27 protein-coding genes are annotated in these 26,920 nt (G+C 40.8%); 13 read left to right on the top strand and 14 right to left on the bottom strand.

The window, feature by feature from the left end; translation table 11 throughout:
• The first annotated feature begins 22 nt into the window (after nucleotides 1-22).
• Genes hemL through recG form a run of 6 tightly spaced genes read left to right on the top strand, consistent with a single transcriptional unit; the run spans nucleotide 23 to nucleotide 6,255 of the window.
• On the top strand, nucleotides 23-1,309 hold the full coding sequence (gene hemL / locus JU57_RS05355) for a glutamate-1-semialdehyde 2,1-aminomutase (protein WP_037957935.1): 1,287 nt from the start codon (nucleotides 23-25) through the stop codon (nucleotides 1,307-1,309).
• Entirely contained in the window at nucleotides 1,306-1,602 is a 297-nt protein-coding gene (locus tag JU57_RS05360) for an AtpZ/AtpI family protein (RefSeq protein ID WP_037957936.1), read from the top strand. The genes hemL and JU57_RS05360 overlap by 4 nt, the downstream gene beginning before the upstream one ends.
• Nucleotides 1,586-2,077, top strand: a complete 492-nt coding sequence (locus JU57_RS05365) for a hypothetical protein (protein WP_294876069.1) — start codon at nucleotides 1,586-1,588, stop codon at nucleotides 2,075-2,077. Before JU57_RS05360 ends, JU57_RS05365 begins: the two co-directional genes overlap by 17 nt.
• Nucleotides 2,074-3,123 carry a dehypoxanthine futalosine cyclase gene (locus JU57_RS05370; protein ID WP_037957938.1) on the top strand — a complete coding sequence of 350 codons (1,050 nt, stop codon included), beginning with the start codon at nucleotides 2,074-2,076 and terminating at the stop codon, nucleotides 3,121-3,123. Before JU57_RS05365 ends, JU57_RS05370 begins: the two co-directional genes overlap by 4 nt.
• Before the next feature lie 47 nt (nucleotides 3,124-3,170).
• Nucleotides 3,171-4,421, top strand: a complete 1,251-nt coding sequence (locus JU57_RS05375) for a pitrilysin family protein (protein WP_037957940.1) — start codon at nucleotides 3,171-3,173, stop codon at nucleotides 4,419-4,421.
• Nucleotides 4,408-6,255: an ATP-dependent DNA helicase RecG gene (gene recG / locus JU57_RS05380; protein ID WP_037957943.1), complete on the top strand. Its 1,848-nt coding sequence runs from the start codon at nucleotides 4,408-4,410 to the stop codon at nucleotides 6,253-6,255. The genes JU57_RS05375 and recG overlap by 14 nt, the downstream gene beginning before the upstream one ends.
• Before the next feature lie 3 nt (nucleotides 6,256-6,258).
• On the opposite strand, the gene raiA is transcribed toward recG, so the two are convergent.
• From raiA to fliW, 8 genes are all read right to left on the bottom strand, one after another.
• Nucleotides 6,259-6,771 carry a ribosome-associated translation inhibitor RaiA gene (gene raiA, locus JU57_RS05385; protein ID WP_037957944.1) on the bottom strand — a complete coding sequence of 171 codons (513 nt, stop codon included), beginning with the start codon at nucleotides 6,769-6,771 and terminating at the stop codon, nucleotides 6,259-6,261.
• A gap of 90 nt (nucleotides 6,772-6,861) precedes the next feature.
• Nucleotides 6,862-7,314: a hypothetical protein gene (locus JU57_RS05390; RefSeq protein WP_037957947.1), complete on the bottom strand. Its 453-nt coding sequence runs from the start codon at nucleotides 7,312-7,314 to the stop codon at nucleotides 6,862-6,864.
• A complete protein-coding gene (locus JU57_RS05395) occupies nucleotides 7,314-8,228 on the bottom strand; it encodes a type II secretion system protein (protein ID WP_037957950.1) in 915 nt (304 codons plus the stop codon). The genes JU57_RS05390 and JU57_RS05395 overlap by 1 nt, the downstream gene beginning before the upstream one ends.
• Nucleotides 8,225-8,902 (bottom strand): type II secretion system protein, encoded by a 678-nt coding sequence (locus tag JU57_RS05400; RefSeq protein ID WP_037957952.1) that lies wholly within the window; start codon nucleotides 8,900-8,902, stop codon nucleotides 8,225-8,227. The genes JU57_RS05395 and JU57_RS05400 overlap by 4 nt, the downstream gene beginning before the upstream one ends.
• Before the next feature lie 2 nt (nucleotides 8,903-8,904).
• Nucleotides 8,905-13,044 carry a Calx-beta domain-containing protein gene (locus JU57_RS05405; RefSeq protein WP_294876078.1) on the bottom strand — a complete coding sequence of 1,380 codons (4,140 nt, stop codon included), beginning with the start codon at nucleotides 13,042-13,044 and terminating at the stop codon, nucleotides 8,905-8,907.
• 126 nt (nucleotides 13,045-13,170) lie between these two features.
• Entirely contained in the window at nucleotides 13,171-13,518 is a 348-nt protein-coding gene (locus tag JU57_RS05410; RefSeq protein ID WP_037957956.1) for a HepT-like ribonuclease domain-containing protein, read from the bottom strand.
• Nucleotides 13,511-13,825 (bottom strand): nucleotidyltransferase domain-containing protein, encoded by a 315-nt coding sequence (locus JU57_RS05415; RefSeq protein ID WP_037957960.1) that lies wholly within the window; start codon nucleotides 13,823-13,825, stop codon nucleotides 13,511-13,513. Before JU57_RS05415 ends, JU57_RS05410 begins: the two co-directional genes overlap by 8 nt.
• Before the next feature lie 31 nt (nucleotides 13,826-13,856).
• On the bottom strand, nucleotides 13,857-14,252 hold the full coding sequence (gene fliW / locus JU57_RS05420; RefSeq protein WP_037957962.1) for a flagellar assembly protein FliW: 396 nt from the start codon (nucleotides 14,250-14,252) through the stop codon (nucleotides 13,857-13,859).
• 167 nt (nucleotides 14,253-14,419) lie between these two features.
• Here fliW and bamD point away from each other — a divergent pair, with 167 nt between their 5' ends.
• Together bamD and lon are read left to right on the top strand one after the other, a co-directional pair.
• Nucleotides 14,420-15,067, top strand: coding sequence for an outer membrane protein assembly factor BamD (gene bamD / locus JU57_RS05425; protein ID WP_037957965.1), 648 nt, complete (start codon nucleotides 14,420-14,422; stop codon nucleotides 15,065-15,067).
• A 114-nt stretch (nucleotides 15,068-15,181) separates the two neighbouring features.
• Nucleotides 15,182-17,605: an endopeptidase La gene (gene lon / locus JU57_RS05430; protein ID WP_037957967.1), complete on the top strand. Its 2,424-nt coding sequence runs from the start codon at nucleotides 15,182-15,184 to the stop codon at nucleotides 17,603-17,605.
• A 43-nt stretch (nucleotides 17,606-17,648) separates the two neighbouring features.
• Here lon and rpsR read toward each other — a convergent pair whose 3' ends face one another.
• The 6 genes from rpsR to JU57_RS05460 form a co-directional block, all read right to left on the bottom strand.
• A complete protein-coding gene (rpsR, locus tag JU57_RS05435; RefSeq protein WP_012856656.1) occupies nucleotides 17,649-17,915 on the bottom strand; it encodes a 30S ribosomal protein S18 in 267 nt (88 codons plus the stop codon).
• Nucleotides 17,916-18,039: 124 nt separating this feature from the next.
• Nucleotides 18,040-18,546 carry a single-stranded DNA-binding protein gene (locus JU57_RS05440; protein WP_037957971.1) on the bottom strand — a complete coding sequence of 169 codons (507 nt, stop codon included), beginning with the start codon at nucleotides 18,544-18,546 and terminating at the stop codon, nucleotides 18,040-18,042.
• 13 nt (nucleotides 18,547-18,559) lie between these two features.
• The gene (gene rpsF, locus JU57_RS05445; RefSeq protein ID WP_037957974.1) at nucleotides 18,560-18,967 is read right to left on the bottom strand and encodes a 30S ribosomal protein S6; all 408 of its coding nucleotides are present in this window, start codon (nucleotides 18,965-18,967) and stop codon (nucleotides 18,560-18,562) included.
• Nucleotides 18,968-19,039: 72 nt separating this feature from the next.
• Nucleotides 19,040-20,026, bottom strand: a complete 987-nt coding sequence (gene holA, locus JU57_RS05450; protein WP_037957977.1) for a DNA polymerase III subunit delta — start codon at nucleotides 20,024-20,026, stop codon at nucleotides 19,040-19,042.
• Nucleotides 20,019-21,965: a ribonuclease R family protein gene (locus JU57_RS05455; RefSeq protein WP_037957980.1), complete on the bottom strand. Its 1,947-nt coding sequence runs from the start codon at nucleotides 21,963-21,965 to the stop codon at nucleotides 20,019-20,021. Before JU57_RS05455 ends, holA begins: the two co-directional genes overlap by 8 nt.
• On the bottom strand, nucleotides 21,962-22,774 hold the full coding sequence (locus tag JU57_RS05460) for an HDOD domain-containing protein (RefSeq protein WP_037957983.1): 813 nt from the start codon (nucleotides 22,772-22,774) through the stop codon (nucleotides 21,962-21,964). Before JU57_RS05460 ends, JU57_RS05455 begins: the two co-directional genes overlap by 4 nt.
• A 147-nt stretch (nucleotides 22,775-22,921) precedes the next feature.
• On the opposite strand from JU57_RS05460, the gene ilvC reads away from it, so the two are divergent.
• Genes ilvC through JU57_RS05485 form a run of 5 tightly spaced genes read left to right on the top strand, consistent with a single transcriptional unit; the run spans nucleotide 22,922 to nucleotide 26,913 of the window.
• Nucleotides 22,922-23,944, top strand: a complete 1,023-nt coding sequence (gene ilvC / locus JU57_RS05465; RefSeq protein ID WP_037957984.1) for a ketol-acid reductoisomerase — start codon at nucleotides 22,922-22,924, stop codon at nucleotides 23,942-23,944.
• Nucleotides 23,944-24,753 (top strand): septum site-determining protein MinD, encoded by an 810-nt coding sequence (gene minD / locus JU57_RS05470; protein ID WP_037957987.1) that lies wholly within the window; start codon nucleotides 23,944-23,946, stop codon nucleotides 24,751-24,753. The genes ilvC and minD overlap by 1 nt, the downstream gene beginning before the upstream one ends.
• A complete protein-coding gene (gene minE / locus JU57_RS05475) occupies nucleotides 24,750-24,989 on the top strand; it encodes a cell division topological specificity factor MinE (protein ID WP_025344260.1) in 240 nt (79 codons plus the stop codon). The genes minD and minE overlap by 4 nt, the downstream gene beginning before the upstream one ends.
• Nucleotides 24,990-24,997: 8 nt before the next feature.
• Nucleotides 24,998-26,143, top strand: coding sequence for a divergent polysaccharide deacetylase family protein (locus tag JU57_RS05480; RefSeq protein WP_037957991.1), 1,146 nt, complete (start codon nucleotides 24,998-25,000; stop codon nucleotides 26,141-26,143).
• Nucleotides 26,143-26,913, top strand: coding sequence for a DNA-processing protein DprA (locus JU57_RS05485; RefSeq protein ID WP_037957994.1), 771 nt, complete (start codon nucleotides 26,143-26,145; stop codon nucleotides 26,911-26,913). Before JU57_RS05480 ends, JU57_RS05485 begins: the two co-directional genes overlap by 1 nt.
• The last annotated feature ends 7 nt before the right edge of the window (nucleotides 26,914-26,920 follow it).

The following is a 26,920-nucleotide window of genomic DNA, read 5'->3' on the forward strand; positions in this document are numbered from 1 at the left end:
AATGAATAAAGGATGTGTGACGATGCACTATGATAAAAGCATTAAAGCGTATGAAAAAGCTCAAAATGTGATTCCTGGTGGTGTTGATTCGCCTGTGCGTGCGTTTAAAAGTGTGGGTGGAACACCGTTGTTTATCAAAAAAGGCGAGGGTGCGTACCTGATCGATGTGGACAATAATCGCTATGTCGATTACGTTCAAAGTTGGGGACCGCTTATTTTTGGGCATGCCAATAAAACGATTGAAAAAGCGGTTATTAAAGCGGTGAAAAAAGGGCTCAGTTTTGGTGCTCCCACGAAGGCTGAAACCAAGCTAGCAAGCCTGATCTGTTCGCTCTTTCCTGCGATAGACAAAGTGCGTTTTGTGAGCAGCGGAACCGAAGCGGTCATGAGTGCGATTCGTTTAGCACGTGGCTTTACATGTAAAGATGACATCATCAAGTTTGAAGGCTGTTACCACGGACACAGCGACTCACTTTTAGTTCAAGCAGGAAGCGGTGCCGTAACCTTTGGAACGCCGAGTTCTCCAGGTGTGCCAAGTGAGCTTACCAAACACACGCTTTTAGCCAAATACAACGACATCAAAAGTGTCAAAGAGTGTTTCAAAAACTCTAAAAATATCGCGTGTATCATCATCGAGCCGATTGCGGGCAATATGGGTTTTGTCCCTGCCGATCCAAAATTTTTGCAAGAACTCAGAACACTGTGCGACAAACACGGAACCTTGCTTATTTTCGATGAGGTGATGAGCGGTTTTCGTGCAAACCTCAAAGGGGCGCAAGGCATTTATGAAACCGTGCCAGATTTGGTCACGTTTGGAAAAGTTATTGGTGGCGGTATGCCTGTAGGTGCCTTTGGTGGGCGTGCTGAAATCATGGATAAACTCTCTCCCGATGGTCCTGTCTACCAAGCAGGTACGCTCAGTGGCAATCCTGTCGCAATGGCCGCAGGTCTGGCTTCTTTGGAGCAAATATTCAAAGATGAAACCTTACATGTAAAATTGGAAAAGAGAGCAAAAAGACTCATTGAAGGGCTCAAAGATGCGGCAGAGGCATCGGGGATTGCACTTCAAGTGAATGCCATTGGTTCGATGTTTGGCTTCTTTTTTAACGATAAACCTGTGAAAAATTTTGACGATGCGCTGAAAAGTAATACGCAGTGTTATGCCGCCTTTCATCAAGGCATGCTTCGTGAAGGCTTTTACTTTGCCTGCTCGCAGTTTGAAACAGGCTTTATTTCCGATGCGATAAGCGATGCGATGATCGAAGAGACTATTGAAGCAGCGATTAAAGTTTTTGAAGAGATTGCATGAGCGAAGCGCCAAAACCAAAATACGGCAAACTGATCGAAGGAGCAGAGCAGCTCTCTTTGGGCATTTCCATTGTTGTAGCCGTGCTCATCGGTATTGGTGTGGGCATGCTCATGAGCAATTGGTTCAATACGCCGTGGCTTTTGTGGGTCGGCGTTTCGTGGGGTATTGGTGGAGCGATCCTCAATGTTTACAAAGCGTATAAAAAAAATGTGGCGTCACTGGATGAACTCAAAGACGATGTAAGATACAAAAAATACCAACAACCTAAAGATGATGATGAAGACGACAAGTAGGCTTTTGCGCTTTTACCTTTTAGGCGATGTTGTGGTTATTCTTCTCTCCTTATTTCAAGGAGGCGATTGGCTTTTGAACACGCAAATGGCGTTTGCTTGCTCTTTGCTGATCACGTTGGCATCGTTTCGCTCGTACCGTACGTTTGTAGAGCGTCGTGTTGATGCAGGGTTGATTCCAGATGATAAATTCGATCAATATTATGAAGACGATCAAGAAAACGATGATGATGAGACAAAGAGCGCTCTTCCAAGCATCGCTAAAGTAGGCTTTAAACAGAGTTTTCAAAATCTTGCTTTAAGCTATAAAAGTGCACTTTCACTGTACCGTATCCTCTCGTATGGCGTACTGTTTGTAGCAGTACTGTTTTTAATTCGCCACGATACGTTGGATGCGATTGCGTTTTTTGTGGGCTTAAGTGTGGTTCCACTCTCAAGTTTTTTATCGGTTTTGTTTGTCAAAAAGGGTTTTGAATGAAACGAATGAGTAATGAAGAGGCGTTACGCCTGATCCGTGAGGTTGATCTTAATACATTAGGAGAGATGGCGTTGAAGCGCAAGATGGAGCTTCACCCTGAAAATCTCACCACCTTTGTGGTGGATCGCAACATCAACTACACGAATGTTTGCTGGGTGGATTGTAAATTTTGTGCCTTTTACCGCCATCATAAAGAAGATGAGGCGTATGTGCTCTCCTACGAAGAGATTGGGCAAAAGATCGAAGAGTTGATCGAGATCGGTGGAACGCAGATCCTTTTCCAAGGCGGTGTGCATCCGAAGCTTCAAATCGAATGGTACGAAGAGTTGGTTGAGTGGATCAGTACCAATTATCCAAGCATTACGATTCATGGATTTTCGGCGATTGAAATTGATTATATTGCTAAAATCTCAAAGATTAGTTACCAAGAGGTGTTGTTACGTCTTCAGAAAAAAGGACTTTACAGCATCCCCGGTGCTGGCGCTGAGATTTTAAGCGACCGCGTTCGTGACATCATTGCTCCTAAAAAACTAGGCACTGAGGAGTGGCTAAATGTGCACAGAGCGGCGCATCAAATCGGTATGCGCTCCACTGCGACTATGATGTTTGGAACTTTAGAAACAGACGAAGAGATCATAGAGCATTGGGAAAAGATCAGAGCGCTTCAGGATGAAACGGGAGGCTTTAGAGCGTTTATTATGTGGAGTTTTCAAAGCGATCATACGAAGCTTAAAGAAGAACATCCTGAGATTAAAAAACAGTCCTCAAACCGGTATCTCAGGCTTTTAGCGGTGAGTCGTTTGTATCTTGATAATTTTAAAAATATCCAAAGTTCGTGGGTGACGCAAGGCAGTTACATCGGTCAACTCGCCCTGATGTTTGGAGCCAACGATCTAGGCAGTACGATGATGGAAGAAAATGTGGTTAAAGCCGCAGGAGCTGCGAACCGCATGAATCAAACGGAGATGATCAAACTCATCAAAGACATCGGCTCTATTCCTGCCAAACGCGATACATCGTATACGATTTTGGAGCAGTTTGCATGAAAAAAATGTTTTTAGTTACGATAATGATTTTGTTACAAGGAGTATTAGTGGCGCAAGAAGTGAGTCAAATCAATGTAAATGGTGTAGAAATCCCAGTGGTCTTTGAAAAAGATACCTCACTGCCTATCGCTTCGGTACAGCTTGTGGTTAAAAATGCTGGCAGTATGGAAGATGGTGCGCATGAAGGCATCGCGAAGTTTTTAGCAGCGATGTTAGGCGAGGGAACCAAAGAGATGGGAGCAACCGCATTTGCAGAAGAGCTTGAATTTCGAGCGATCTCTTTAGGGGCTCACACAGGCATTGAAACCCTTGTGTTTGAACTCTCAGCGCTGAAAGAGCAGTTTCCCTACGCGCTTGGGATGCTCCAAAAACTCCTTCAAAGTCCCAATTTCAGCAAAGAGAGCTTCGATAAAATCAAGCTTTTAACGCTTGGAATGCTCTCCAACAAAGAGAGCGATTTTGACTACATCGCCAACCTTAATCTTCAAAAACTCATTTTTGAAAACACACCGTTTGCGCATGCCTACAGTGGCGATGTAAAAAGCATCAAAGCGCTGAAACTCAAAGAGGTTGAGAATTTTTACAAAGAGCGTATTAATTTAGAGAGTCTCATTATCGTCGCAGGTGGTGACATCGAACTAGACGAACTTAAAAAACTGCTCTTACCTGTCCTTGCAGAGATCAAACATGGAAAACGCCGTGATATGGCGTATTTTGATGCCAATAAAAACGCGAAAGAGTTCGTCGTTCACAAAGAGAGTGAGCAGGCGTACATCTATTTTGGTGCACCTTTTTACATGAAAAGTGACGATCCGGAAGCATACAAAGCCAAAGTAGCGAGCTTCATTTTGGGTGAGAGTGGTTTTGGAAGCCGCTTGATGGAAGAGGTACGTGTGAAGCGAGGTTTGGCGTATTCGAGTTACAGTAGAAGCAGCATCGGCAAATCCAGCAGTAGCTTTACAGGGCATCTTCAAACGAAAAATGAGAACTTGGAAGAGGCTAAAAAAGTCGTTGCTGCTGAGATCAAACGCTTTGTGGACGAAGGTGTCACGGAAGATGAACTCGCGCAAGCCAAACGCTTTTTACTAGGCTCTGAACCGCTTCGCAATGAGACCCTTTCGCAACGTCTTTCTCGTGCTTTTTTTGAGTACTACAGTGGATTTGAGTTGGGACACTCTAAAAAACAGTTAGAGAAGATTGAGGCATTGAGCCTTGAAGATTTGAATAGCTTCATTAAAAAACACGATGAGATCACAGCCCTTAGCTTTTCGGTAGTCACGAAACGTGAAAAACCTTGATCTTGACCCGATAGACAAAGAACGCTTTAAAAAAATAGGGGTAGGAACGCTTTTAGACTTAGCGCTCCTTCTGCCGCATTCGTATGAAAACACCACTCTCACGCCTGCGCCTCTTTTGGAGCAGATCAATACTTTACATGTAAAGGTCATTTCGCTTAAGCAAAGCCCCAAAGTCTTTCAGATCGTCTTTGATGTGGAAGCATGGAATGCGCATCTTGATGGCGTCATTTTTGCCGCAAAACCGTACCATAAAGCACTGTTTAAAGTGGGAAATGAGTTGTATATTCACGGAAAAGTGAGTTACAACAACGGGCGCTTGCAGATGGTGCAACCCAAAATCGTCACAGCGATCAACACGCTCATTCCCAAATACAAAACACCGCTTCAAAACAAAACCGTCATAGAGTTGATGACACGCTTTTTGAACCTTGAATCACTCTTAAACGAAGGTTTACATGTAAACGAAGCTGAGATTCTTTTAAGCTTGCATCGACCCAGTGCTAAAGAGGCAAGTGCATTTAGCAGTTTTGGCTACTCGGAATCCATCTTGAATGTGCTTAAATATGTCGAGATTCATAACTATCTGAAAAAACTCTCGGGCAAAAAAGTGACGTTTCCCTCGTGTGCCAAACTGGACGGCGATGAAACGCCTTTTATCGCTTCACTTCCGTTTACGTTGACCACCGATCAGCAAAAAGTCATCGCTGAAATCAAGCGCGATTTTTTAAGTGACAATGCGGCAAAGCGCGTCATCATGGGCGATGTTGGGTGTGGTAAAACGATGGTCATCTTAGCTTCGGTGATGATGAGTTACCCCCAAAAAGCCATTTTGATGGCGCCTACAACCGTCCTTGCCAACCAACTGTTTGAAGAGGCGGTGAAGTTTTTACCGTTACATGTAAAGACACTTTTGGTCACGCAAGAGGCGGACAGTAAGGAAAATTTGGCTGATTTTGACTTCATCATCGGAACGCATGCTCTGCTGTACCGTGACCTTCCAACGTGTGCGCTTGTGATGGTTGACGAACAGCACCGCTTTGGTACCAAACAGCGCGCACTGCTCTCCGCACTCGTTTCAAAACAGGCGTGGCATCCGCACTATTTGCAGTTTTCCGCCACACCGATTCCCAGAACTTTGAGCATGATTCAGTCTTCGTTGGTTGATTTTTCGTTCATCAAGATGCTTCCTTTTCCTAAAGACATCACGACGAAAGTGATCGCCAAAAAAGATTTTAAAGCGCTGCTTGAGCATCTGCGTTCTGAAATTGCCCAAAAGCATCAGTGCATCATCGTTTATCCATTGGTTGAAGAGAGTGAGATGGTCAATTACCAATCCATCGATGAAGGACGTGGCTTTTGGGAGAAAAATTTTGAGGGCGTTTTTGTCACGTATGGCAAAGATAAAAACAAAGAAGAGATATTAAAAACCTTCAAAGAAGAGGGCAATCTGCTTATCTCAACTACGGTTGTCGAAGTGGGCATCTCCCTTCCCAATCTCTCGATCATCGTCATCGTAGGCGCAGAGCGCCTCGGACTTGCGAGCTTGCATCAGCTTCGCGGGCGCGTGAGTCGTAATGGTCTCAAAGGCTACTGTTTTCTCTATACGAATCTTGCCAAAAGTGAAAGACTGGAGAAGTTTTCTCAAACACTCGATGGCTTTGAGATCGCAGAACTGGACTTGGCGTATCGTCAAGGGGGTGATGTCGTGGAGGGAAGCATTCAAAGTGGGAAGAAATTGGTTTGGTTTGATATGGTTGGAGATGAAGAGATTTTAAAAGAGGCGAAAAGTAGACTGGAAGCGTCGCCAAGAGAGCAACGCTCTCTTGGTGTGTAACCCTTAATACAATCCGAATCTTCCATCGGTTTTTTTATACATCACGCGGAATTTATCTTCCATGTCGTGGAAAACGATAAACTGTTTGTCACTTGCTTTAAGCTCATTCATCGCATCTTCGACTTCGACAGGTTTGTAGCTGTCAAGGCGAATTGGCACGATCTCATCGTCGCTTCCTTCACTATTTTCTTCGACAACGACGGGCTCTTCTGCTTTATAATTGGTAATTTTATCATGGTGGCGACGTAAGACTTTTTTAGCTCTTTCGATGGCGAGATCAACCGCGGCATAGACATCTTTGTCTTTTTGTTGAATGACAACCGTGTTTTTATGTGCCATGTTAATCGCAAACTCAACATTGAAGCCTTTTTTGCCATTTTTTTCATCGGCAGCAATCACAGTACGCACAGAGATAATGTCCAAATTGTATTTGCCAAGAGCATCAACCGCTCCATCAACATAAGCCTTGATCGGCTCCGTCAAATCAAATTGTTTACCTACGATACTGGTGTTCATCTTGTCTCCTTTTCCTTCCCTTTTTCAAGGGTTTGTAGAGTCAGTATAACAAATAAAACCTTAAATGAAAAGGAGAATTTGAGGCTTGTTTTACGGCTTTTGGATGGTACGACGATGCAAGCGAATAGGCTCTGTGGAGATGTTGTGATCGGTGTTGGTTGAAACAACTGTATCGATGATGACGGTGACATTAGAGTCATTGGTATCTACTGTATTGCTGAGTATATTGCACCCTGCTGCAGGAAGACCACTCCCCATATAATTAATGGTGATATTAATATCAAAGATTGCATTGGCATTTGTTTGTGGGTACTGCGCATTAATTGTATTGATGCAGTTATTGGTAGCGGCAATATCATGCCCACTAATAGCAAGAAGGGCAAACTCCGTACCGCTTAGAAGCAAAAGCTCTGCTTGTTCTCTTAAAAAGAGATCGGTAGTTTGTTTGGTTGAAAATGTTGAAAATGAGAGTGAAAGTGCCGCAATAGAAGCAATGAGCACCATAAACACAATCGCCGTAATCAGTGAAAATCCTTTACGCATTAGTATATCACCTTCTCTTTGCAAGCACTAAAGTCGAAGTTGCCACTTTGATTATTGTCATGGATGCAAAGCTTGATTTTAATTGCCCCACTTTCCTCTTGAATAATACGAAAGGTGCTTACATGTTCTGCAAGAATAGCAGGTGTTCCATCATTTGAATATGTTTCTACTTCCCAAGGTTGGTAATTGTAGTAAAGTGTTAGATTATAATCATCGTTAGGACCACTTAACTCTAAAGTATAAGCAGTATGAGAAAGGTAGTATTGTTCAGAAATATTTGCAGGCTCCTTTCCTGCAGGAATTATAAATGTTGTATTGTTATTTTGGCTAACAGGGGTTGTATAGGAGGTGTCTTGGTTATAATACCCATTAACATCGTATAAATATTTTGGATTTTTAAAAATTAATGCAGGTCGTTTTGCTGTTGTTCCATCTAATGAAGTCGTATCATTAGTAAGTGCTTTGATAATGTTATTGGCATAATTAAGACTACTTCCTGGTGTTGAAAGTGTACGTGCGTTTTTATTAGTTTTGGCTGTGTCGTCCATATCAATCAACCCACTCCACCCAGGAACAACAGTTGTGCCGTTATATTCACCTAAAAAGCTTTCATTACTAATACCAATCCATTCATTCGTGCGGTAACCTTTATCAGCATTTTGACTTGCTAACGATACCCACGCACCAGCAGCATTTTGACGAGTTCTAACACTATCTTTGATGCGATATTGTAATCGCATTGCAATCTGCTCTAATGTAATTTCTGTTTGACTTTGGAGTTGATTGATAGCGCGTGTTCGTAAATAATTTTCATAAAGTTTCGTAACAATCTCAGCGCCAATGCTTGCAATAATGCCCAATACCACAATGACCATCACCAATTCTATCATTGTAAAAGCAGCGTGTTTTTTCATTGATATGGCCTAGTTGTAAGCAGTATGTTATCTCCAGTTTGAGATCTAAAAGCATGAAAAGTAATCATTGTTTTATTATTATCACTTTTATCTCTAACCGTTACTGTAATGGTTTTAATATTAGTGGTTGCCCCATGCACTTGAGGATTAAACGTGAAATTATTCAATATTTTTTGTGAATAGTCAGCTTGATCATTTGCATATGATATGTTTGATTTAACATCAAAATCTAAAACATAGTCAAGCGTTTTTGCATTTTCTTCAAGAATTATTTTAGTAATATCCCCATCAAAACTATTAATATCGTTAAATCCATTTTCTGTAATATTAGAAGCAGAGGTATTGCTATCATAAAATTTACGTCTATTATTAGTCTTAACGTGACCTATGCGCATATTAGTATTTGGAAATCGGTCAAGTGCTGGATCGCCATTACTAACATCAAGAACATAAGGGCTACTTACATTAGTATCTGAATTAGGATAACTTTTAATATCCCATGCTGATGTTAAAATAGCACTTATCGTCTTTTTACCTGCAAGAATAGCTTCTTGTTGCATTGCGAAAGCATTGTTGTTTTGTACTTGTGTTAAGATAAGTGGCAAACTCATCACAGCAATTCCCATAATGACTATAGCGAAAACAAGTTCAATTAATGACATTGCTACTCTCATGTTCACCACTCAATACTTCTGATGCCATGAGATGAAGTGTTGATGTCGACGATTTTACCAAGTTTCCCATCTCCTGCCCATTTCCCTGAGCGAATAAACTCTGCAGTAAAATCATTAGTAGTAGCTGTGGCATTGTACAGATTATAAAGAAGCCATGACGAAGGCGTCATTTTTATACGGTCAATATAAGGAGCGTTGTTATTAGTAAGTTGATGGGCATGTGTTTCAAAACCATTTGTAATAGTATCGGTTGCACTTGGATTGACAGTTGTTGTCCCTTGTGGTGTGTATGTGGTAACATTGCCATCTGATATTACATGTAAAGGATTTTGATACCAATTGAGCGATAATGGACTTTGTGTTCCAATTGCATTAAACATTGAAGTATTGCAGTCTTTACAATAAACTTCATAGCGAATCGTTGTATCGATTGGACTTATTCCTCGGTAATCCGTTGAATAAACGCGACCATAATAAAATGTTGTATTGTGGTCATTTGTACGATTAAAGTCAGTTCCTGTTGTTCCATTACTATCAACAACATTGGTAATATTAAAATCGTTTCTTGCAATTTTAAATGGTTCGTCAGCTTTTGTGCTATCGCGCGTGAAGTTAAATAGCATTTTTAAATTAGATAAACCATTGGTAAAATTGCCTTCAGATGAGCTAAAAGTTGCTTGACTTAATGTTGTATTATTCTCCAAATTGGATGTTGTCCCATCTTCAAAATAGCGAATACGATTTTGGGTAGTCGAATTTGATAAGTTTTTATTATTGATAAGTTTGATTGTATAATCAATATCTCGTGCATAGCACTTTGCCGTATAGTTTTTTGCTGTTGTTGTCGCATCGTTTAAAACAGCCGTTGTTGTTAAAAGCGCTTCAGCACTCATTGTATTGTCATTTGATATATAGGTAAAATTGCCATCGTTAAAGTTTTGAAGTGTCAATTCATTATTGAATTGTTTTGGACTAAAAGTAAATTGTTTTGTTTTTTGTATGAGGCAACCGACTTTACCATTCGCATCAGGAGTTGATGTGGTACTTCCCGCTAAACAATCACTATTTGAATTTTGATCTATTGCTGTCCAATTATTATCAGCAACGGTAACATTCACATCTCCTATTTCATTATAAGTAAAGCTGGTATTTGTTGCTACACCACTGGAAAAAGAAAGTGCCATATTGGTACTATTCTTATCAAGAGTACATCCTGTTGGAATAATAAGATCAATTGTTGCATTTTTATCTGTTGATGAGGTTGTAATGCTTTGATTATATCCTGTTGCAACAGCAGAAGTATTGGTCAATGCATTCGCGGTTAGGGTATAAGTTTCCCCCCCAATAAGGTTTGTGGAGCTTGCCACCAATGAATAGGTTGCTGGACGAATAGCAAAGCTATCTCGTGAACAGACATACTTACGTGTACCATTATCACTATACGCTATTTTGAAAGCAACATCTTGATAGGCAATTGTGTAATTATTAAGCGTTAGAGTTTTCGAGCTTTCGTTATTAAAAATTATATTTTGAGCGGTGTTCAAGGATGTTGCCGCATTACACTTAGCTTGTTTTTGATCATCTGTCTCAGATGCTAAATAATTTGGTGTCGTAATTAAACTAAGATTAACATCTCCAGTATAGCTTTTAAGTGTAATATAATCTGAGTCGAGCGCTAAAACTTTGACATTAAAAGCTTTGCCTGCAATTTGTGTATACAAAGCATTTAGGCTATTAGTAGTATCTTTTGGGTCAGTTGTGCCTGTGAAATTTTGATTAACAACATTAAAAACACCTAATGGGGCACTTACAGCAATAGAACTGTTGAAATCTTTACATACTCCAATATTTACAGGAGATTCATCTCCTATACGAAGTCCCATGCTAGAGTTTTCATAAGAGACTTTGTAAATATTTGCAATAGTAATATCGCCGGATGTTTGTAGCTTTTCTTTAAAGGAAATATAGGCTTTATTTGCAGCATCATTGGTAACATTGGGTGTTAGATCACCACCATTTGTAGCATTTGCACCTGTACCAATGTGCCATACGGATGTGTTTGTATCAGAGGTGAATGTCGCTATATCACTATCGCTTGCATCTGTTTTACTGCTATAGGCACTTTCCCCAACATTTTGTATTTTTGTGCTTTCATTTTGGTATGCAAGGTTTGTATCATCATGTTCCATCGTGATTTCAACTTTTTCTGCTGTTTCTAAGTTGCCATCACTGGCATCTTTTTTCATATTGGCGATCCATGTTTTAATGGTAATAATATCACCGACGTTTGCACTTGTAAGTGTTGTATTTCCATCTGCATTATAGTAGGCTTCAACATAGCAAACACGTGGTTCATAGAGTTCTGTTGTAAAAGCAACCATACTTGGGTAATAATAATCTCCTGTTGAAACAAGTTTTATAGTAGCACTTTGCTCAGAATTACCAATGATTTGTAAATGCGATGTGCTTCCATCCACCCCTACATCATAGTTATGAATATCAATGCCTTGATAATTTATAGGATTTGGATTTGTTAAAAAACCATTAATCGTAGAATTAAAAGCGTTATTATTTATTGTATCTGGAATCTGAATATTATTTAAAGATATTGTGTCGCCATCAATATTCTTATCGCCTTCCCCAACAAATACAGAAACTGTAGATTTAACATCACCGCTTGTAGGGGTTAAAAAACCACTTACAGAAATTGTTTCTGTTGAATCTCCTACTTGTTTGTAACCATCAAAAACGGAAATATTTTTAAGTGATTCTGTGGAATCTTCATAGATGATGACTAATGACCATGCGCCAAAATAACCCAAAGCGCTAGAATCATCACCTTCTCTTGCTTTGATGTTTGCTCCAGTAAAATAACCATTAACTTGACTACCTGTTAATCCAACAAGTGATGGGACTGCACTAAAAGTGGAATATGTGTATTGCGATGAAGTATATGGATATACATCAATGACATCAGGGCTAACCGCAATAGTAGTACCTTGTGGTGTAATAAGATACGCAGGGGTACTTGTTAGTGCGGAAGTAGTATCACTATAATTCTTTGCTAAATACCCTTGTGTATAAAACCCTGCCCAAACAACTTTAGCTGTTGCTGGAACTCCTGCTATTTGTGCTTGCGAAGAGTTTTTATAAGGGTATGTGACGTTGTTTGTATTAATAAAGTTAAGAGAAACTTGATTATTTGCTAAATCTGTATCTATGCATTGCCCATTTTTGTTTTTATAACATAAAACAGTATTTCCTATAACTTTGATGTTTCCTTTTATATTTTGCGTACTGATTGGATTTCGAATCAAAAAATCACGACCACCTGAATGAATAGCACCTCCATCATCATTGAGGAGAGTAATTGTGGCACTGCTGTCTTTAATCGTTGCTCCCCCTGTAGCATTCGATAGTGTGATATAAAAATATTCATCACTTTCATTTGTTGTATCACCATTGATTTTTACAGGAATATTTTGCGTGGTTGTACTTCCTGAAAACGTTAGTGTTCCTGAAGTTGCATTGTAATCACTTCCATCTGTTGCTGTTCCATTAGATGTGGTGGCATACTTAACTGTAAAGGGACTACCGTTCGCAGCAGCAAGAGTAACAGGTATATTTTTTGTGTAAACACCCGAACTACCTTCATTCATTGTAACGTCTGCAATAGAAAACGAAGGTGTAATAATGTCAGGGGTAAATGTAACAGAAAGGGTGTAACCAGGAGAAGAACCTAAATTTGAAAATACTCCTATATTAAAATTAGTAGTTGCACTGTCTAAGTGAATTGTATAGGTTGTTTGTGATGTACTATTTCTCGTTGGGCACGCATTGTTTGCTACGGTAAAAAAAGTATTAGAACCATTAATAGTAATAGTTAATGTTCCTGCTTGTTGAGTAGTAACTAAAAAGTAATCATTATCTTCAGTATATCCCCACCACCAAGACCCTGAATAAGTAACATTCCCTTGTTTTGAAAGAGTTGAGGTAGCTGTTGTAAAATTAAAAGTACTTGCAGTTGTTGGATTATTACAACTCCCTGGATAATCAGGTGATTCTGCCAATAATAAAGAATGTGTACAAATAAAAAATAAAATAGCTTTCATTACATTGAAAATAAGACTATTTTTTTTCATATATCACCTCAGAAATATCTTTACATGTAAAAGCCAAAAACGTATAAAACGTTTCACAATTTTACTCAGCTTTTTCTTTATTCAAAAACTTCGAAATACTTCTTGACTTTAGTTATTCTACCCGTTTTAATCTTTGCGTAAAATTTGTTCAATTTCAAATTTGAGTGCAGGTAAAACATCTCTAATTGTTATTTCAATAATCGTAAGATTTACACCATCATAGTCATGTGCAATAAAATTTCGAATACTCATAGACCCTTTTATAGCATCGCAAAAGTGTTGTGTAAATTCTTCGTGTTTTAGTTTTGAAAATTGTTCAGCAATCGCTGTTAAGTGCATCAAAATAGCAGGTTTTGCAATTTCTTTATCTTCTAAAGCAGGCATTATGCCTCTGTTTTTTTGAACAATATTTTCAATAAAAATTATTTTTTCATGGATGGTTTCTAGTCTTTGTTTGTCTCTGGTTTTAAACATAAAGTGCTTCTCTTTGAATCAATGGTTTGAGGGGTGCATCACTGTTTAGGTCGAAAAGGTCAACTTTTTTATCAAACTTTTGGGACAATTTGTTTCTGAGATTTTCATCAAGGTAGACAAAAGCATTCCACCCTTTATAGCTTTGAATGAAGCGTTCTGAAGTTTCATAGCAAACATCAATGTCGCTCTGTTCATCGGCACTGTCTTTTGCGTAACTTCCAAAAATACCAAGCTTTGAGATACCGTTTATTTCTAAACTTGGCTTTAATGTTTTGAGGTAATCTAAAATCTCATTTTTGTTCAGCATTGTAAAATCCTTGCAAAAGAGGCACTTTGGGTTACTCTTGACTTGTTTTATTCAAAAACCCCGAAATACTTTCCATCAAACCAAAATCAGGATGTTGATTGGCGTCTAGTACGACTTGGGCGAGGCTTTGGTTGTCGACATTGAAGACGAGTGGGGCGATAAAATTAATGGTTGAGGTTTCAATCGGTGTGGCGATAATCATAATGTTTAAAATAAGAATGTTCGATTTTTCGTTGATGTCGAGCAGGGTTCTAAAGTATTCGGGGATTTCAAATGCGTAAGGGCGGAGCATAAAAGGGTTAATAAGTGTAAAGGTAGTCGGATCGGATTTCGAGATAAATTTGACGAAAAACTCATCAATTTTTTCCAGTTCTACCTCTTTGATGGTTTCAAATCCAGGGATCGGCGCTTTCACAGAGAAGATCATACTATTCCTTTTTAAAAAACAAATATTTTATCTATTGTATCATTTTGTATGTTAAATAAGGCAAGCGACGCAAAAGAAATCGACTTCAAAGCGAAAAAAACGCGTTTTATTTTAAGATAACAAAAAAGAAGATACAATAGGTTTTTTTAACACAAAGGATAGCGTGAATGAAGATAGCAAATGTTCTTATTGTGGCGTCATTGGTGGCTTTTATAAGCGGTTGTGCCTCTAAAGATAAAGAGGTTTTCAATATGCCAGCAACCTATTGGTATGAAGAGATCGCCAAAGAGATCAAGAACCAAGATTTGGAAAAAGCAGACTCGCTTTACACCTCATTAGCCAGTGAGCATATCGAATCCCCACTTTTACCTGAAGCGATGACGATGCTAGCCAACGCACACATCCAAGATGAAGAGTATGTTTTGGCAAACTTTTACCTGGATGAGTACCTCAAACGTTATGGTAGCAAAGCCAATGCAGACCATGTACGTTACATGAAAATCAAAGCAAATTACGAAGCGTTCCCCAATCCAAATCGTAATCAACAGTTGCTTATGGACACCATTACGCAAACCAAAGATTTTCTTGCACGTTACCCCAATTCAAAATTTCGCCCTCTAGCGGAGACGGTTTTAGTGCGTTTGGAGCTGGGTGAGTATCTTTTAGATACGAACATCAAAGATCTTTACGAGAGAGTGGACAAGCCAGAAGCTGCCAAAGCGTATGAAGAAAAACTGAACAAATCTTCACTAGGTAGCGCAAAAAGTATAGAACCTGCGATACCATGGTACCGTTCTTGGTTTGAAAAACAGTAGTTACTAAACTTTTTATTTACTTCTTTACTATACAATCTAATTATCGCATAAGGGCTTAGCTCTTATGCCCTTACATGTAAACTATTATAAAACACATATAACGGAGATTGAGCGATGAAACTCAGCGACTACACCGCATTTCCAGCGGACATACCCATTGTCGTAGAAGACAATCTATTTTTATACCCTTTTATGATTTCCCCTCTTTTTTTAACGGATGAAGAGAACATTCGTGCGGCAAACGATGCCCTAGATCACAACTCCTTAGTCATGGTGTGTACGGCAAAAGTAGGCAGTGAGTATGGACGCGATTTTAATGCCATTTACCCAGCAGGCGTTATCGGTTCTATCATGCGCAAAGTGGATCTTCCTGATGGACGCGTTAAGATTCTTTTTCAAGGAATGCAAAAAGGAAGAATTTTAAAAGAGCTCACGAGCACACCTCTTCGTGCAACGATAGAGTTGATTCCAACGCATCGTTCAGAGGCGATGAAAGTCGATGCAACCTTGGCAGTTTTGCGCGAAAAAGTAGCGCTTCTTGGATCACTCGGCGGTCAATTCCCCCCTGATCTTATTAAAACCATTGAAGACAACAGCGACATTCACCGCATCACCGATCTTGTTGCAAGCAGCATGAAACTCAAAAAAGATCAAGCGTATAAACTGTTTGTTGAGAGCGATGATGAGACAAGACTTCTGCAACTCATTGATTATGTGATCGAAGAGATCGAGTCGAGTCGTCTTAAAAAAGAGATCAAAACCAAAGTGCATTCGCAGATTGAGAAAGTGAATAAAGAGTATTTTTTAAAAGAGCAACTTAAACAGATTCAAAAAGAGCTAGGAACGGACAACCAACGCGAAGAAGAGATCGAAGAGTACCGCAAAAAGCTGGAAGCGAAAAAAGAGTATATGGAAGAGGATGTGTACAAAGAGATCAAAAAACAGATCGATAAGCTTTCGCGCATGCACCCTGATTCTGCGGATGCCAACCTTATTCAAAGCTATCTGGACTGGGTCATTGAGATCCCATTTGGTAAAGCGGCTAAGAAAAATCTTGATGTCTTAGAGGTCAAATCACAGCTCGATAAAGATCATTATTCGCTTGAAAAACCCAAAGAGCGCATCGAAGAGTTTTTTGCGGTGCGTGAACTCCTTGCCAAACGTGGCATTGCTGAGAAATCAGCCAATGGAGCGATACTCTGTTTTGCAGGCCCTCCAGGTGTGGGTAAAACATCTTTGGCAAACTCGATAGCCAAGGCTTTGAAGCGCAAATTGGTACGAATCGCTTTGGGTGGGCTTGAAGATGTCAACGAACTTCGCGGTCACAGACGAACCTACATCGGTGCGATGCCTGGGCGTATTGTGCAAGGTATCATCGAAGCCGAAGAGATGAACCCTGTGGTAGTTTTAGACGAGATCGACAAGGTCGCACGAAGCTTCAGAGGCGACCCAACAGCGGTGCTTTTAGAAGTGCTTGATCCTGAGCAAAATAACAAGTTTAGAGATTATTATCTAAACTTTAACATTGATCTTAGCAAAGTAATTTTTATCGCAACGGCGAATGAAGTGGGCTCGATCCCAGCACCACTGCGTGATCGTATGGAGTTTATTTTTGTCAATTCGTATACGCCTCAAGAGAAGTATGAGATCGCTAAAAAATACCTCATTCCTCAAGAGCTTAAAAAACATGGTTTGAAAAACAATGAGATCAACATCTCTAAGCCAACATTGCAGCTCATTATCGCGAATTATACCCGTGAATCAGGGGTGAGAAATCTACGTCGTAGGATTGCCGATATTTTGAGAAAAGTAGCCAAACAGCTTTTGACAAATCCTGCGATTGATAAAGTGAGCATTACGAACAGCAATTTAAAAGATTACCTGCCAAAAACTGTTTTTGAAATCGATGAAGTCGACAAAGAGAACAGTGTGGGCATCGTTAATGGACTGGCGTGGACCAGTGTGGGTGGTGATGTGCTTAAAGTTGAGGCGATTCGTATTCAGGGCAAAGGTGGTATTCAGATCACCGGTTCCCTTGGTGATGTCATGAAAGAGTCTGCCAAAATTGCGCTCAGTGTTGTAAAAGTCTTGATCGATAATGGCAAGATCGATGTGCCTCTTTCTATCATTCCAACCACGGGGTTGGAGAAAGAAGAAAATGCCAAACAGGTTGAGCCAAGCGATGTTTACAGACGATATGATCTTCACATTCACGTACCAGAAGGGGCTACACCCAAAGATGGTCCAAGTGCTGGTATCACGATGGCAACGGCGATTGCTTCGATTTTGTGCGATAAAAAAGTAAAAAGCGATATTGCGATGACGGGCGAGTTGACCTTAACGGGTAAAGTATTGCCAATTGGTGGACTCAAAGAAAAATTGATCGCAGCGTATAAAGCGAAGATTAAAACAGCGTTGATTCCTAAGAAAAACTATGAAAAAGATCTCGATGAGATTCCTGATGAAGTCAAAGAAAAGATGAAAATCATCCCTGTATCTCGTGTCGAAGAGGTGTTGGAGTATGCGTTAGTGAAGTAGAAAAGAAGCTAGATGGGAGACCATCTAGCTTTACATGTAAGATTTATTGTTGAAGTTGTTCGAAAGGAACTGCAACAACTTTTTGAGTGTCGATGATGTAAGGGATGACTGCTGTAGCACGAGCGCGTTTGATCGCTAGTTCTACCATCTCTTGATGTCTTTTGCAGTTACCTGTTAAACGACGTGGCATAATTTTGTATCTCTCGGAGAGAGAGTGTCTCAAAATTTTTGCGTCTTTATAGTCAATGTATTCTACTTTTGCTTCACAGTATTTGCAGTATTTACGTGCAAATTTTCTTTTCTCTGCCATTTTTTATCCTTTACTTATGTTATAACGACTCTTAGGCAAAGCCTAGAAGTCTACGCTGGCCGTTAAGGCGCTAAAGCTTGCCTCTTTTGAGGCAGATCTTTTTTGCATGGATGCAAAAAAAGTGCTAAAACGGTATTTCGTCATCGTTAATATCGATGTCCGGAATGTCATGACCACTGTATTCAGGAGTCGTCTGTTGTGGATAGGCTGCAGGTTTTTGTGCGTTGGCATTGTTATAACCAACATTAGGCATGCCAGTTGGCTCACCATAACTTCCACCTTCAACGCCACCACTTTCTTGTCCACCGCGTGAGTCAATCATCTGAAGTGTTTCAACGGTAATAGAGTGCTTTGAGCGCTTTACCCCTTGTTGATCGGTCCACTGATCGAGCTTTAAACGACCCTCTACCAATACTTTTTTGCCACGGCTAAGGTATTGGTTCGCGATCTCTGCAGTACGTCCAAAAAAAGTGATGTCGATAAAGCAAACCTCTTCGCCTTGGCTCCCATCTTGCTTTTTGAAGCGACGATTGGTCGCAAGTCCAGTGGTACAAACCGCACCGCCACTAGGGAGGTAACGAAGTTCGCAATCACGTGTGAGGTTTCCAAGCATAACGACTCTATTGAACATCATGGCTCCTTAATTAAGCTTCAGTTGGAACAGTTTCTTCTACGATCTCTTTAGATTCGACAACCGCAGGAGCTGGTGCATCACTTTTTTTAGTGATTTTTTCCACTTGTTTGTTCCAAAATCTAAGTTCTTTTTGATTTTCAAATTTCACCGTCATAAAGCGGATAAACTCTTCAGTAATTCTGATAAGTCTCTCAACTTCAGCAATAGCAGGGGTTGGGGCAGTAAAGTAGAATACTACGTAAGAACCACGCTCAAATTTATCGATTTGATACGCAAGTTTGCGTGTACCCATCTCAAGTGTTGCAGCGATCACTGCACCGTTTTTCTCTAAAATTTCTTTTAGATAGTTTAGTTTTGCTTGTAGTTCTTCTACGGTTAAAGTAGGTTTTACTACAACAAGCAACTCATAATGTCGCATCGTTTCTCCTTCTGGATTTCACCCAAATAGTCTCTATTTGAGTAAGGATTTTTAGAATAGGCGTGGATTATACTACAAATAACTTTGAAGTTTTATTAAGCTTGAAAGCAGGTAACTGCTCTTTTCAATGTTTCCCACTCTTTTCAAGCGGTACTCTGCATCAATCAGTTGAGATGAGAGCTTCTGATAGGTAGGAAGATCAATTTTGATAGAGTGCTGGGAACGCTGAGCGGCAAGTTGAGGAGGAAGAGAGTAACCCAAAATCGCCTTGGCATCGAACGCACCATGCAGTTTAATGTAGGCATGAAATAAAAAGAGCTGAGAAACGTGCGCTTGTATGGCGTTAATAATGCGAATCTCCTCAACACCATCGCCTTCAACGAGCCGTTCAAACTCCTCTTTAATATCTTTTTTCTCCAACAGTTTTGTGATGAAATGATCCATAGAAACAGAACCGAGTCCATACACAAGGGTATTAATATCGTTCATTCCAATCTCACGACCGAGCACCAACAGTTTTTCACATTCATTGACACATAAGGAGAGATCTTCGGAGTGGATCATGTAGAGATGTTGCAACGCGTAGCGATCAATGGAGAGCCCCACGGCATTAGCATGGTTTTGAAGTAACTGCATCGCTTCGTTAAAATCAGCTTTAAAGAGGCGCACGAACGCACCACTATGTTGCTTTTCAAAAAATTTTGTCAGAGGTGTTGCTTTTTTATCTTCGCCAAAATACTGGTAGATAAAATAACTTGAATCATTCTTGGCGCAAAGTCCCACAAGGGTTTCAACTTCTTTGGAGGGAATCGTTTTATCGGTTTTAACGATCAAGATATTGCGATCACCAAAGAGCGAAGATTGGGAGAGAAAATTCTTCGCAGAGGTAAAGTTGTACTCATCAAAATACATCATCACTTTTTCTTCACTATTTGCTTGTAATAATGTTAAAAGTTGGTGTGCAAGGGCGTTGTTTTGGTACGCGCAGGCACCGTATAAAAGCGTTGATTTGGGGGCTTTATTGGCTTTTAAAAGTCCTTCAAATTCTCTTTTATACATCAAAACTCCTGGTCACTCTGGCGTAAATCCGAGCGGTTGCGATATTGCTCTCGACGATTTTAACTTCAATACGTTGCAGTAAATGTACATCGTTGTCAAGCAAAAAGATGCGCGCACCTTTGAGTTCATCATCCAGTTTTGCAATGGGATTTTGTTCGGTTTCGACGACAATCGCTTTGAAATTATCGCCTACATGTAACGCCATATAGCGCGCAAATTTACGGTCCATATAGTCCCACGCTACTTTGTCACTTTCGCGCTCAAGTGCACTGATTTGTTCACACAGTGGCGCGATGTCTTTGAGTAAAAACGTCAGTTTTTTCTCATCCTTTGCCATCTTCGCTTTTAACAGACGGTGTAGTGTAAGGTCGCTGTAACGGCGAATGGGAGAGGTAAAATGGGTGTAGATGTCAAAACCGAGTCCAAAATGCCCTTTGTTTTCAGGCTCATAAATTGCCTTTTTTTGGCTTTTGATGATGAGCTTATCGACCTCTTCACGCAGTCCTAACGCATCGGCTTTGGCTTGAATGCCTTGGATCATTTTGGGAATATCAGCGCTTAGTTTAGCATTGATGCCAATGAGTGCGAGATCGCTTAAAAGCATCTCCATGCGCTCATACGAAGGACTTTCATGGGTTCGAAAGATGCCAAAACCCAGTTTTTTCGCTGCGGCTTTATTGGCAAGTAACATACAATCTTCAATCAAACCATGCGATGGCGTCTCCTCTTCTACGGTCGTAGAGAGTAAGTTTTGGTCTGCATCAAGTCGCATTCTTACTTCAGAAGAGTGAAACGAAAAGGCATTTTCGAGTCGGATGTCACGCAGTTTTTGCGTCAGTGAGTGCAAGTTCAAGAGGTACGCTAAGATCGTTTGATCGGCAGCGTCCGCATCGTCGGTTTTACCTTGTAAAAAAAGATCAATTTGCTCGTACGTGTAGCGCTTTGTGGAGTGAATGATGCTTTCAAAAAGCTCCTCTTTGATTGGTTTACATGTAAGCGGATCGAGGGTGATTTTAAAGGTGTAGGCAAGGCGGTCAACATTGGGTTTGAGGGAGCAGATATTTTCGCTTAAGGAGCGTGGAAGCATCGGAATGGACTTATGAGGAAAATAGATCGAAAAGCCGCGCTCAATCGCCTCTTTATCAATGGCACCCATCGCGTAAACGTACTCACTCACATCGGCAATTGCGACGTAAAGAATGTAGTTTTTGACATCAAAATAGATCGCATCATCAAAGTCTTTTGCATCCACAGGATCAATCGTACAAAAGGGTAAATGGGTAAGGTCAACACGGTGCGGATAGTACGCTTTGTCCACAAAATCGCCATGACTTTTAGCCTCGGTTTCGGCTTCTTTACTGAAAAATTCTTTTTTATCAAACAGCGCCAAAGAGATTTTCTCATCGACCAAGGGATCATCCAGCACTCCTAAAACCTCTTCGATGGCATTGGTGATATTATCGATCTTTAAAACACTTCCCAATGGAAGTTGCTTGAGCGATTTTTGACTCGCGGTGATCTCAAACATCGATTCATTTTTGACATTTACACCAACGACTTTGCCTTTGCTCATTTTGGTGTAGACGATGCTTTTGGCAAAAGCGCGCTGGGCGATGTAGACAACGACAGCCTTGGCGCGTCCGCCTCGTTTATTGGTGACACGTTTGGCAACCACCAAATCGCCTCGCATCGCGCCGTGTAATCCTGAAGCTTCGACAATGAGGTCTTTGGAGCGTGATGGCTCCAAGGAGCTCAAGTAGCCTGTTCCGCTAAACGAAACATCCATTTTACCCACAACATGCGAAGGTTCAAGCACAAACAGACCATCCTCAGAGGTAAGGGCTCGAAGTTGAATCAGTGTTTGAAAATGGGGGAGGAAAGGGGCTGGCACATCAGCTTGTGCTACCCCTTCTTTAAGGCTAAGCAGAAAGTTTTTCACTGTTTAAAATGCTCTACGGTTTGTAAAAATGGTTCCATTTCGAGTCCGTATGATTCTACAAGTGTGAGTGCGTGTTGGATGGAAGGTTCCGTGAGTTGTCCGAAGATATTGATGCTGTTTCTAACAACATTGAGGGCTTCAGAAAAAGCGCGGATGTGCTCTTGAGCCTCAAGTGGGTCATTGCAAAATTTGATTGATTCGACCAGTTCACTCTCTAAATTCCACTGCTCAAAAATCTTTGCAGTGATCTCTTCGTTGGAAAAACCCACGTACTCTTTTTCGAGAAGAGAGAGCTCTTGGGGTGTTTTCATCGAATTAAGCGCCGTTTTAAAGGCACTCTCTTTGTGTTGCTCAAGGAGTTCGTGCGCGATGATGATTTTGCCGACTTCCATCATAAAAGCAGCAGGTTGAAGCACATCAAGCATTGCTTTGTTGACTTTGGAATACCATTTGAACATAAAGGTGCTTTGAAGCGTGCTGATCTCTAAAAACGTTGTGTTAGAGAGATGATAAGGGGAGAGATCGATTTTGATATTTTGTTTAATAGCACTTGAAAGCGCAAAACCACGCACGGTTGCCATGCCAAAAAGCGATACCGCATGAGCGATATTTTTGATCTCTCTGCTAAAGCCGTACAGGGGTGAATTGGAAGATTTTAAGATATTGGCTGTGAGCATCGGATCGCTCTCAACGACTTTGACAAGATCGGCTAGGGAGCTATTTTTATCGACGCAAATACGCTGAATCTTCAAAACCGTATCATCAAGAGGCGGAAGTGCTTTGATTTTTTTTAAAATATTTTCGTCCATAAAGGGTTCCTATTCCGAGTGATTTGTTAATAGCCAAATTCTATCTCTTGTTGGTTTATAGTTTCCTTTGCCCATTTACATGTAACGTTTTTAAGTAACGTTGCTGTAAAATACCGACATTTAATATTTACATGTAAGGATTGACAAATGGCTATAACCGTCTTTTACGACAAAGATTGTGATTTAAGCATTATTCGCTCAAAAAAGGTAGCGATGATTGGTTTTGGTTCTCAAGGACACGCACATGCAGAAAACCTTCGTGATAGCGGTGTGGAAGTCGTTGTAGGTCTTAGAAAAGAGGGTAGTTCATGGGCAAAAGCAGAAGCAAAAGGGTTTAAAGTTTTAAGCGTTGGCGAAGCGACCAAATATGCGGATGTTGTGATGATCTTATTGCCAGATGAGATGCAAGGCGATGTCTTTGCTGCCGAAATTAAACCAAACCTAAGTGCAGGTAAAGCGATTGCATTTGGACATGGTTTCAACATTCATTACGGTCAAATCGTTACGCCCAAAGGCATTGACTGCATCATGATCGCTCCAAAAGCACCCGGTCACACCGTAAGAAGCGAGTTTGTAAACGGTGGAGGAATTCCCGATCTTATCGCTGTTGATCAAGATGCAACAGGCAACGCAAAAGCGTTAGCGCTAAGTTATGCTTCCGCTATTGGTGGTGGACGTACAGGTATTATTGAGACAACGTTCAAAGACGAGACTGAGACTGATCTTTTTGGTGAGCAAGCGGTTCTTTGTGGTGGTGCTACTGCACTTGTGGAAGCTGGTTTTCAAACATTGGTCGAAGCGGGTTATGAGCCTGAGATGGCATACTTTGAGTGTTTGCATGAGCTTAAACTTATCGTTGATTTGATGTACCAAGGTGGTATTGCTGATATGCGTTACTCTATCTCTAACACTGCAGAGTATGGTGATTATGTGAGCGGAAAACGTGTCATCAATGCGGAGTCAAAAGCGGCGATGAAAGAGATTTTGGCTGAAATCCAAGATGGTCGTTTTGCCAAAGATTTTATTTTAGAGCGCAAAGCAGGCTACACTCGTATGAACGCAGAACGTGCTAAAACTGAGAGAAGCCTTTTGAATCAAACTGGTGAGAAACTTCGTTCAATGATGCCTTGGATCACTTCTAAAAAAATCATCAATAAAGACAAAAACTAATGGGTATAGTTATTACCGTAACGTCCGGTAAAGGTGGGGTGGGTAAATCCACCACCACTGCTAATCTCGCCGTAGGACTTGCAAATTTAGGCAAAAAAGTGGTTGCGATTGACTTTGACATAGGGCTTAGAAATCTCGACATGATTTTGGGACTTGAAAATCGCATCGTGTATGATGTGGTCGATGTTATGGAAGGTCGTTGTAACCTTGCACAAGCGCTGATCAACGATAAAAAATCCAAATCACTTTACTTCTTACCTGCGAGTCAAACCAAAGATAAAGATATTTTGAATAAAGATAAAGTCAAAGCGTTGATCGAAAACCTCAAAGAGAGTTTTGATTTCGTGATGATCGACTCTCCTGCGGGTATTGAGAGTGGGTTTGAGCACTCCATTTTCCTAGCCGATCGTGCGTTGATCGTTTCGACTCCCGATGTGAGCTCTGTTCGCGATGCAGATCGTGTTATTGGCATTATTGATGCTAAAAGTGAACGTGCCAAAAATGGTTTGGAAGTCGAAAAACACATCATCATCAACCGAATCAAACCCGAGATGGTCGAAGCTGGCAATATGCTCAGTGTCGATGATGTTTTAAGCATTCTTGCCCTTCCACTCATTGGTATTGTTCCTGATGATGAAGATATTATCACTTCCACTAACACAGGCTCACCGATTGTCAACAAAGACAAATCACTTTCAGCCGAAGCATACCGCAATATTGCGCGTCGTATTTTAGGCGAAGAGGTCGAATTTTTAGATATTCGTGCGAAGAAAGGACTGATGGCAACCTTGAAAGGAATGTTCAAATGAGTTTCTTTGACACTCTTTTTGGTCGTTCTAAACCTACCGCAGATGTGGCAAAAAATCGTCTGAAAATCATGCTTGCCCATGAGAGAGCCAGTTGCAAATTGCCTTATATGGATGATTTGCGCAATGATCTTATTGCCGTCATTCGCAAGTATACCAAAGTTGAAGATGTAAAAATCACTTCTCAAACGAATCAAAATATTGAGTTATTAGAAGTCGAAGTCATTCTTGGAAAGTAAGTGTATTGATGGTAAAAAAGATTAAAGAAAAACGCCCCAAAAAAGAGACGCCTTCGTTGAATGAGATCAAATCAGCTAAGCTTAAAAAGTACAGCCTGATCTTAATGCTCATTTTAACCCTCAGCATGATTGCTTTTGGAACCTATTTGTATATGACAACCTCGTATCAGCATTACAAAATAGTTCAAAAAGATCAAAAAGCGTCTAGCGATGCACTTATGCAAAAGATGAAGCAGATGCTTGAAGAGGAAAAAGCGCGTCAAGCGACACTGCCACTTCCCCCTTCTCCTGTGGCTGAAACCAATGTCTCAACCGTTGTTGAAAACAATCAAAGCAGTGAAAAACCTCTTGAAAACAATGAAACGCAAGCTGTTGCTGTGGTTCAACAGACCCCTGAAGAGGAGAGCAAAGCGCAGGAACGCTCCGAAGTCCATGACTATGAGCGCAGTCTCAAAGAGAGTGGAAAACCTGCTCGTTCTCATGACATTGTGCGTAAAAAATATCCCGAAGGTACAACGCCTAGGCTTGCCATTATCATCGATGATGTCTCGTTTCCTTGGCAAACACGTTCGATAAAAGAGATTCCTTACAAAGTGACGCCTTCGTTTTTTCCACCCACCAAAGGGCATCCTGAAACGATACGCATGTCGCAAGAGTTTCCATTTGCGATGATCCATCTTCCGATGGAGTCTAAAAATTATTCATCCCCTGAACCTGAAACGCTCAATATTGTCGATTCGAGCGAGGTGATCGAAAAGCGCATTAAACGCATCAAAGAGTGGTTTCCTCACATCGTCTATTACAACAACCATACGGGCGGATCGTTCACCGCGGATTATCATGCGATGGATCGGTTGGTCAAAGTGCTTAAAGAAAATGGGCTCATTTTTGTCGATAGTCGTACTGTTGGCAATTCAAAAGCGCCTGAAATTACGAAAAAGTACGGGATGTTTCTCTACTCGCGTGATGTCTTTTTAGACAATTCACTCGATAAAAATTTGATTCGCATTCAGCTTAAAGAGGCTGTGACGAAGGCTAAAAAACTGGGTTATGCCATTGCTATCGGGCATCCACACAAAAATACCTTAGAGGTTCTTAGGGATTCCCAAGATCTTTTAAACGGTGTGGAAATGGTTTATTTGAAAGATTTATAATGATTCAAACGATAGACTTTCACGTCCCTGAATTGGAAATGATGAAAGTCTATCCCACTCCTCTTTTTGCTCTTGGCAATCTTGAACTTCTTAAACGCCCTAAAATCTCCATCGTTGGCACGCGTCATCCCATTACGTACACAAAACTGTACACCCAAGAATTGGCTCACAAACTCTCCACTGTAGGTGTCTGCATCGTAAGCGGAGGTGCGCAAGGGGTTGATGGCATCGCACACCAAGCAGCAGGCATTTCTAATACGATTATGGTCGCAGGAACGGGTCTGGATATACGCTATCCTGCTTTACATGTAAAGCTGATTGAAGGCATTGAAAAAGAGGGGTTGGTGCTGAGTCAATTTGAAGCAGGGCAACCCTCGATGAAGTGGAATTTTCCGCTGCGCAACGAACTGGTTGTGGCGCTTGGTGATGTTCTTATTGTCACCCAAGCCGATTTGAAAAGTGGTACAATGCACAGCATCGAATTTGCGCTGAAAATGCAAAAGCCTATTTATGTCCTTCCGCACCGTTTGGGTGAGAGCGAAGGAACCAACTGGCTTTTGAGGCAAAACTTAGCGACGCCACTGCAAGACATTGACGCATTTGTCGCACAGTTTGGGCAGATAGATCTTACATGTAACGATGATTTTTTAACGTATTGTGACACACACCCGTTGTATCATGAAGCGGTGGCAAAGTTTGCAGAAAAAGTATTTGAATACGAATGTTTAGGTAAAATAAGCGTTGAAAATGGGCGCATCAAGCGTAGCTAAAGGAAGA

The organism is Sulfurospirillum sp. SCADC (assembly GCF_000743525.1).
GTDB lineage: Bacteria > Campylobacterota > Campylobacteria > Campylobacterales > Sulfurospirillaceae > Sulfurospirillum.

Excerpts from the sequence above, each read along its gene's own strand:
- hemL (WP_037957935.1), top strand. The coding sequence starts at position 23 with ATGCACTATGATAAAAGCATTAAAGCGTATGAAAAAGCTCAAAATGTG.
- JU57_RS05360 (WP_037957936.1), top strand. The coding sequence starts at position 1,306 with ATGAGCGAAGCGCCAAAACCAAAATACGGCAAACTGATCGAAGGAGCA.
- JU57_RS05365 (WP_294876069.1), top strand. The coding sequence starts at position 1,586 with ATGAAGACGACAAGTAGGCTTTTGCGCTTTTACCTTTTAGGCGATGTT.
- JU57_RS05370 (WP_037957938.1), top strand. The coding sequence starts at position 2,074 with ATGAAACGAATGAGTAATGAAGAGGCGTTACGCCTGATCCGTGAGGTT.
- raiA (WP_037957944.1), bottom strand. The coding sequence starts at position 6,771 with ATGAACACCAGTATCGTAGGTAAACAATTTGATTTGACGGAGCCGATC.
- JU57_RS05390 (WP_037957947.1), bottom strand. The coding sequence starts at position 7,314 with ATGCGTAAAGGATTTTCACTGATTACGGCGATTGTGTTTATGGTGCTC.
- JU57_RS05395 (WP_037957950.1), bottom strand. The coding sequence starts at position 8,228 with ATGAAAAAACACGCTGCTTTTACAATGATAGAATTGGTGATGGTCATT.
- JU57_RS05400 (WP_037957952.1), bottom strand. The coding sequence starts at position 8,902 with ATGAGAGTAGCAATGTCATTAATTGAACTTGTTTTCGCTATAGTCATT.
- JU57_RS05405 (WP_294876078.1), bottom strand. The coding sequence starts at position 13,044 with ATGAAAAAAAATAGTCTTATTTTCAATGTAATGAAAGCTATTTTATTT.
- JU57_RS05410 (WP_037957956.1), bottom strand. The coding sequence starts at position 13,518 with ATGTTTAAAACCAGAGACAAACAAAGACTAGAAACCATCCATGAAAAA.
- JU57_RS05415 (WP_037957960.1), bottom strand. The coding sequence starts at position 13,825 with ATGCTGAACAAAAATGAGATTTTAGATTACCTCAAAACATTAAAGCCA.
- fliW (WP_037957962.1), bottom strand. The coding sequence starts at position 14,252 with ATGATCTTCTCTGTGAAAGCGCCGATCCCTGGATTTGAAACCATCAAA.
- bamD (WP_037957965.1), top strand. The coding sequence starts at position 14,420 with ATGAAGATAGCAAATGTTCTTATTGTGGCGTCATTGGTGGCTTTTATA.
- lon (WP_037957967.1), top strand. The coding sequence starts at position 15,182 with ATGAAACTCAGCGACTACACCGCATTTCCAGCGGACATACCCATTGTC.
- rpsR (WP_012856656.1), bottom strand. The coding sequence starts at position 17,915 with ATGGCAGAGAAAAGAAAATTTGCACGTAAATACTGCAAATACTGTGAA.
- JU57_RS05440 (WP_037957971.1), bottom strand. The coding sequence starts at position 18,546 with ATGTTCAATAGAGTCGTTATGCTTGGAAACCTCACACGTGATTGCGAA.
- rpsF (WP_037957974.1), bottom strand. The coding sequence starts at position 18,967 with ATGCGACATTATGAGTTGCTTGTTGTAGTAAAACCTACTTTAACCGTA.
- holA (WP_037957977.1), bottom strand. The coding sequence starts at position 20,026 with ATGTATAAAAGAGAATTTGAAGGACTTTTAAAAGCCAATAAAGCCCCC.
- JU57_RS05460 (WP_037957983.1), bottom strand. The coding sequence starts at position 22,774 with ATGGACGAAAATATTTTAAAAAAAATCAAAGCACTTCCGCCTCTTGAT.
- ilvC (WP_037957984.1), top strand. The coding sequence starts at position 22,922 with ATGGCTATAACCGTCTTTTACGACAAAGATTGTGATTTAAGCATTATT.
- minD (WP_037957987.1), top strand. The coding sequence starts at position 23,944 with ATGGGTATAGTTATTACCGTAACGTCCGGTAAAGGTGGGGTGGGTAAA.
- minE (WP_025344260.1), top strand. The coding sequence starts at position 24,750 with ATGAGTTTCTTTGACACTCTTTTTGGTCGTTCTAAACCTACCGCAGAT.
- JU57_RS05480 (WP_037957991.1), top strand. The coding sequence starts at position 24,998 with ATGGTAAAAAAGATTAAAGAAAAACGCCCCAAAAAAGAGACGCCTTCG.
- JU57_RS05485 (WP_037957994.1), top strand. The coding sequence starts at position 26,143 with ATGATTCAAACGATAGACTTTCACGTCCCTGAATTGGAAATGATGAAA.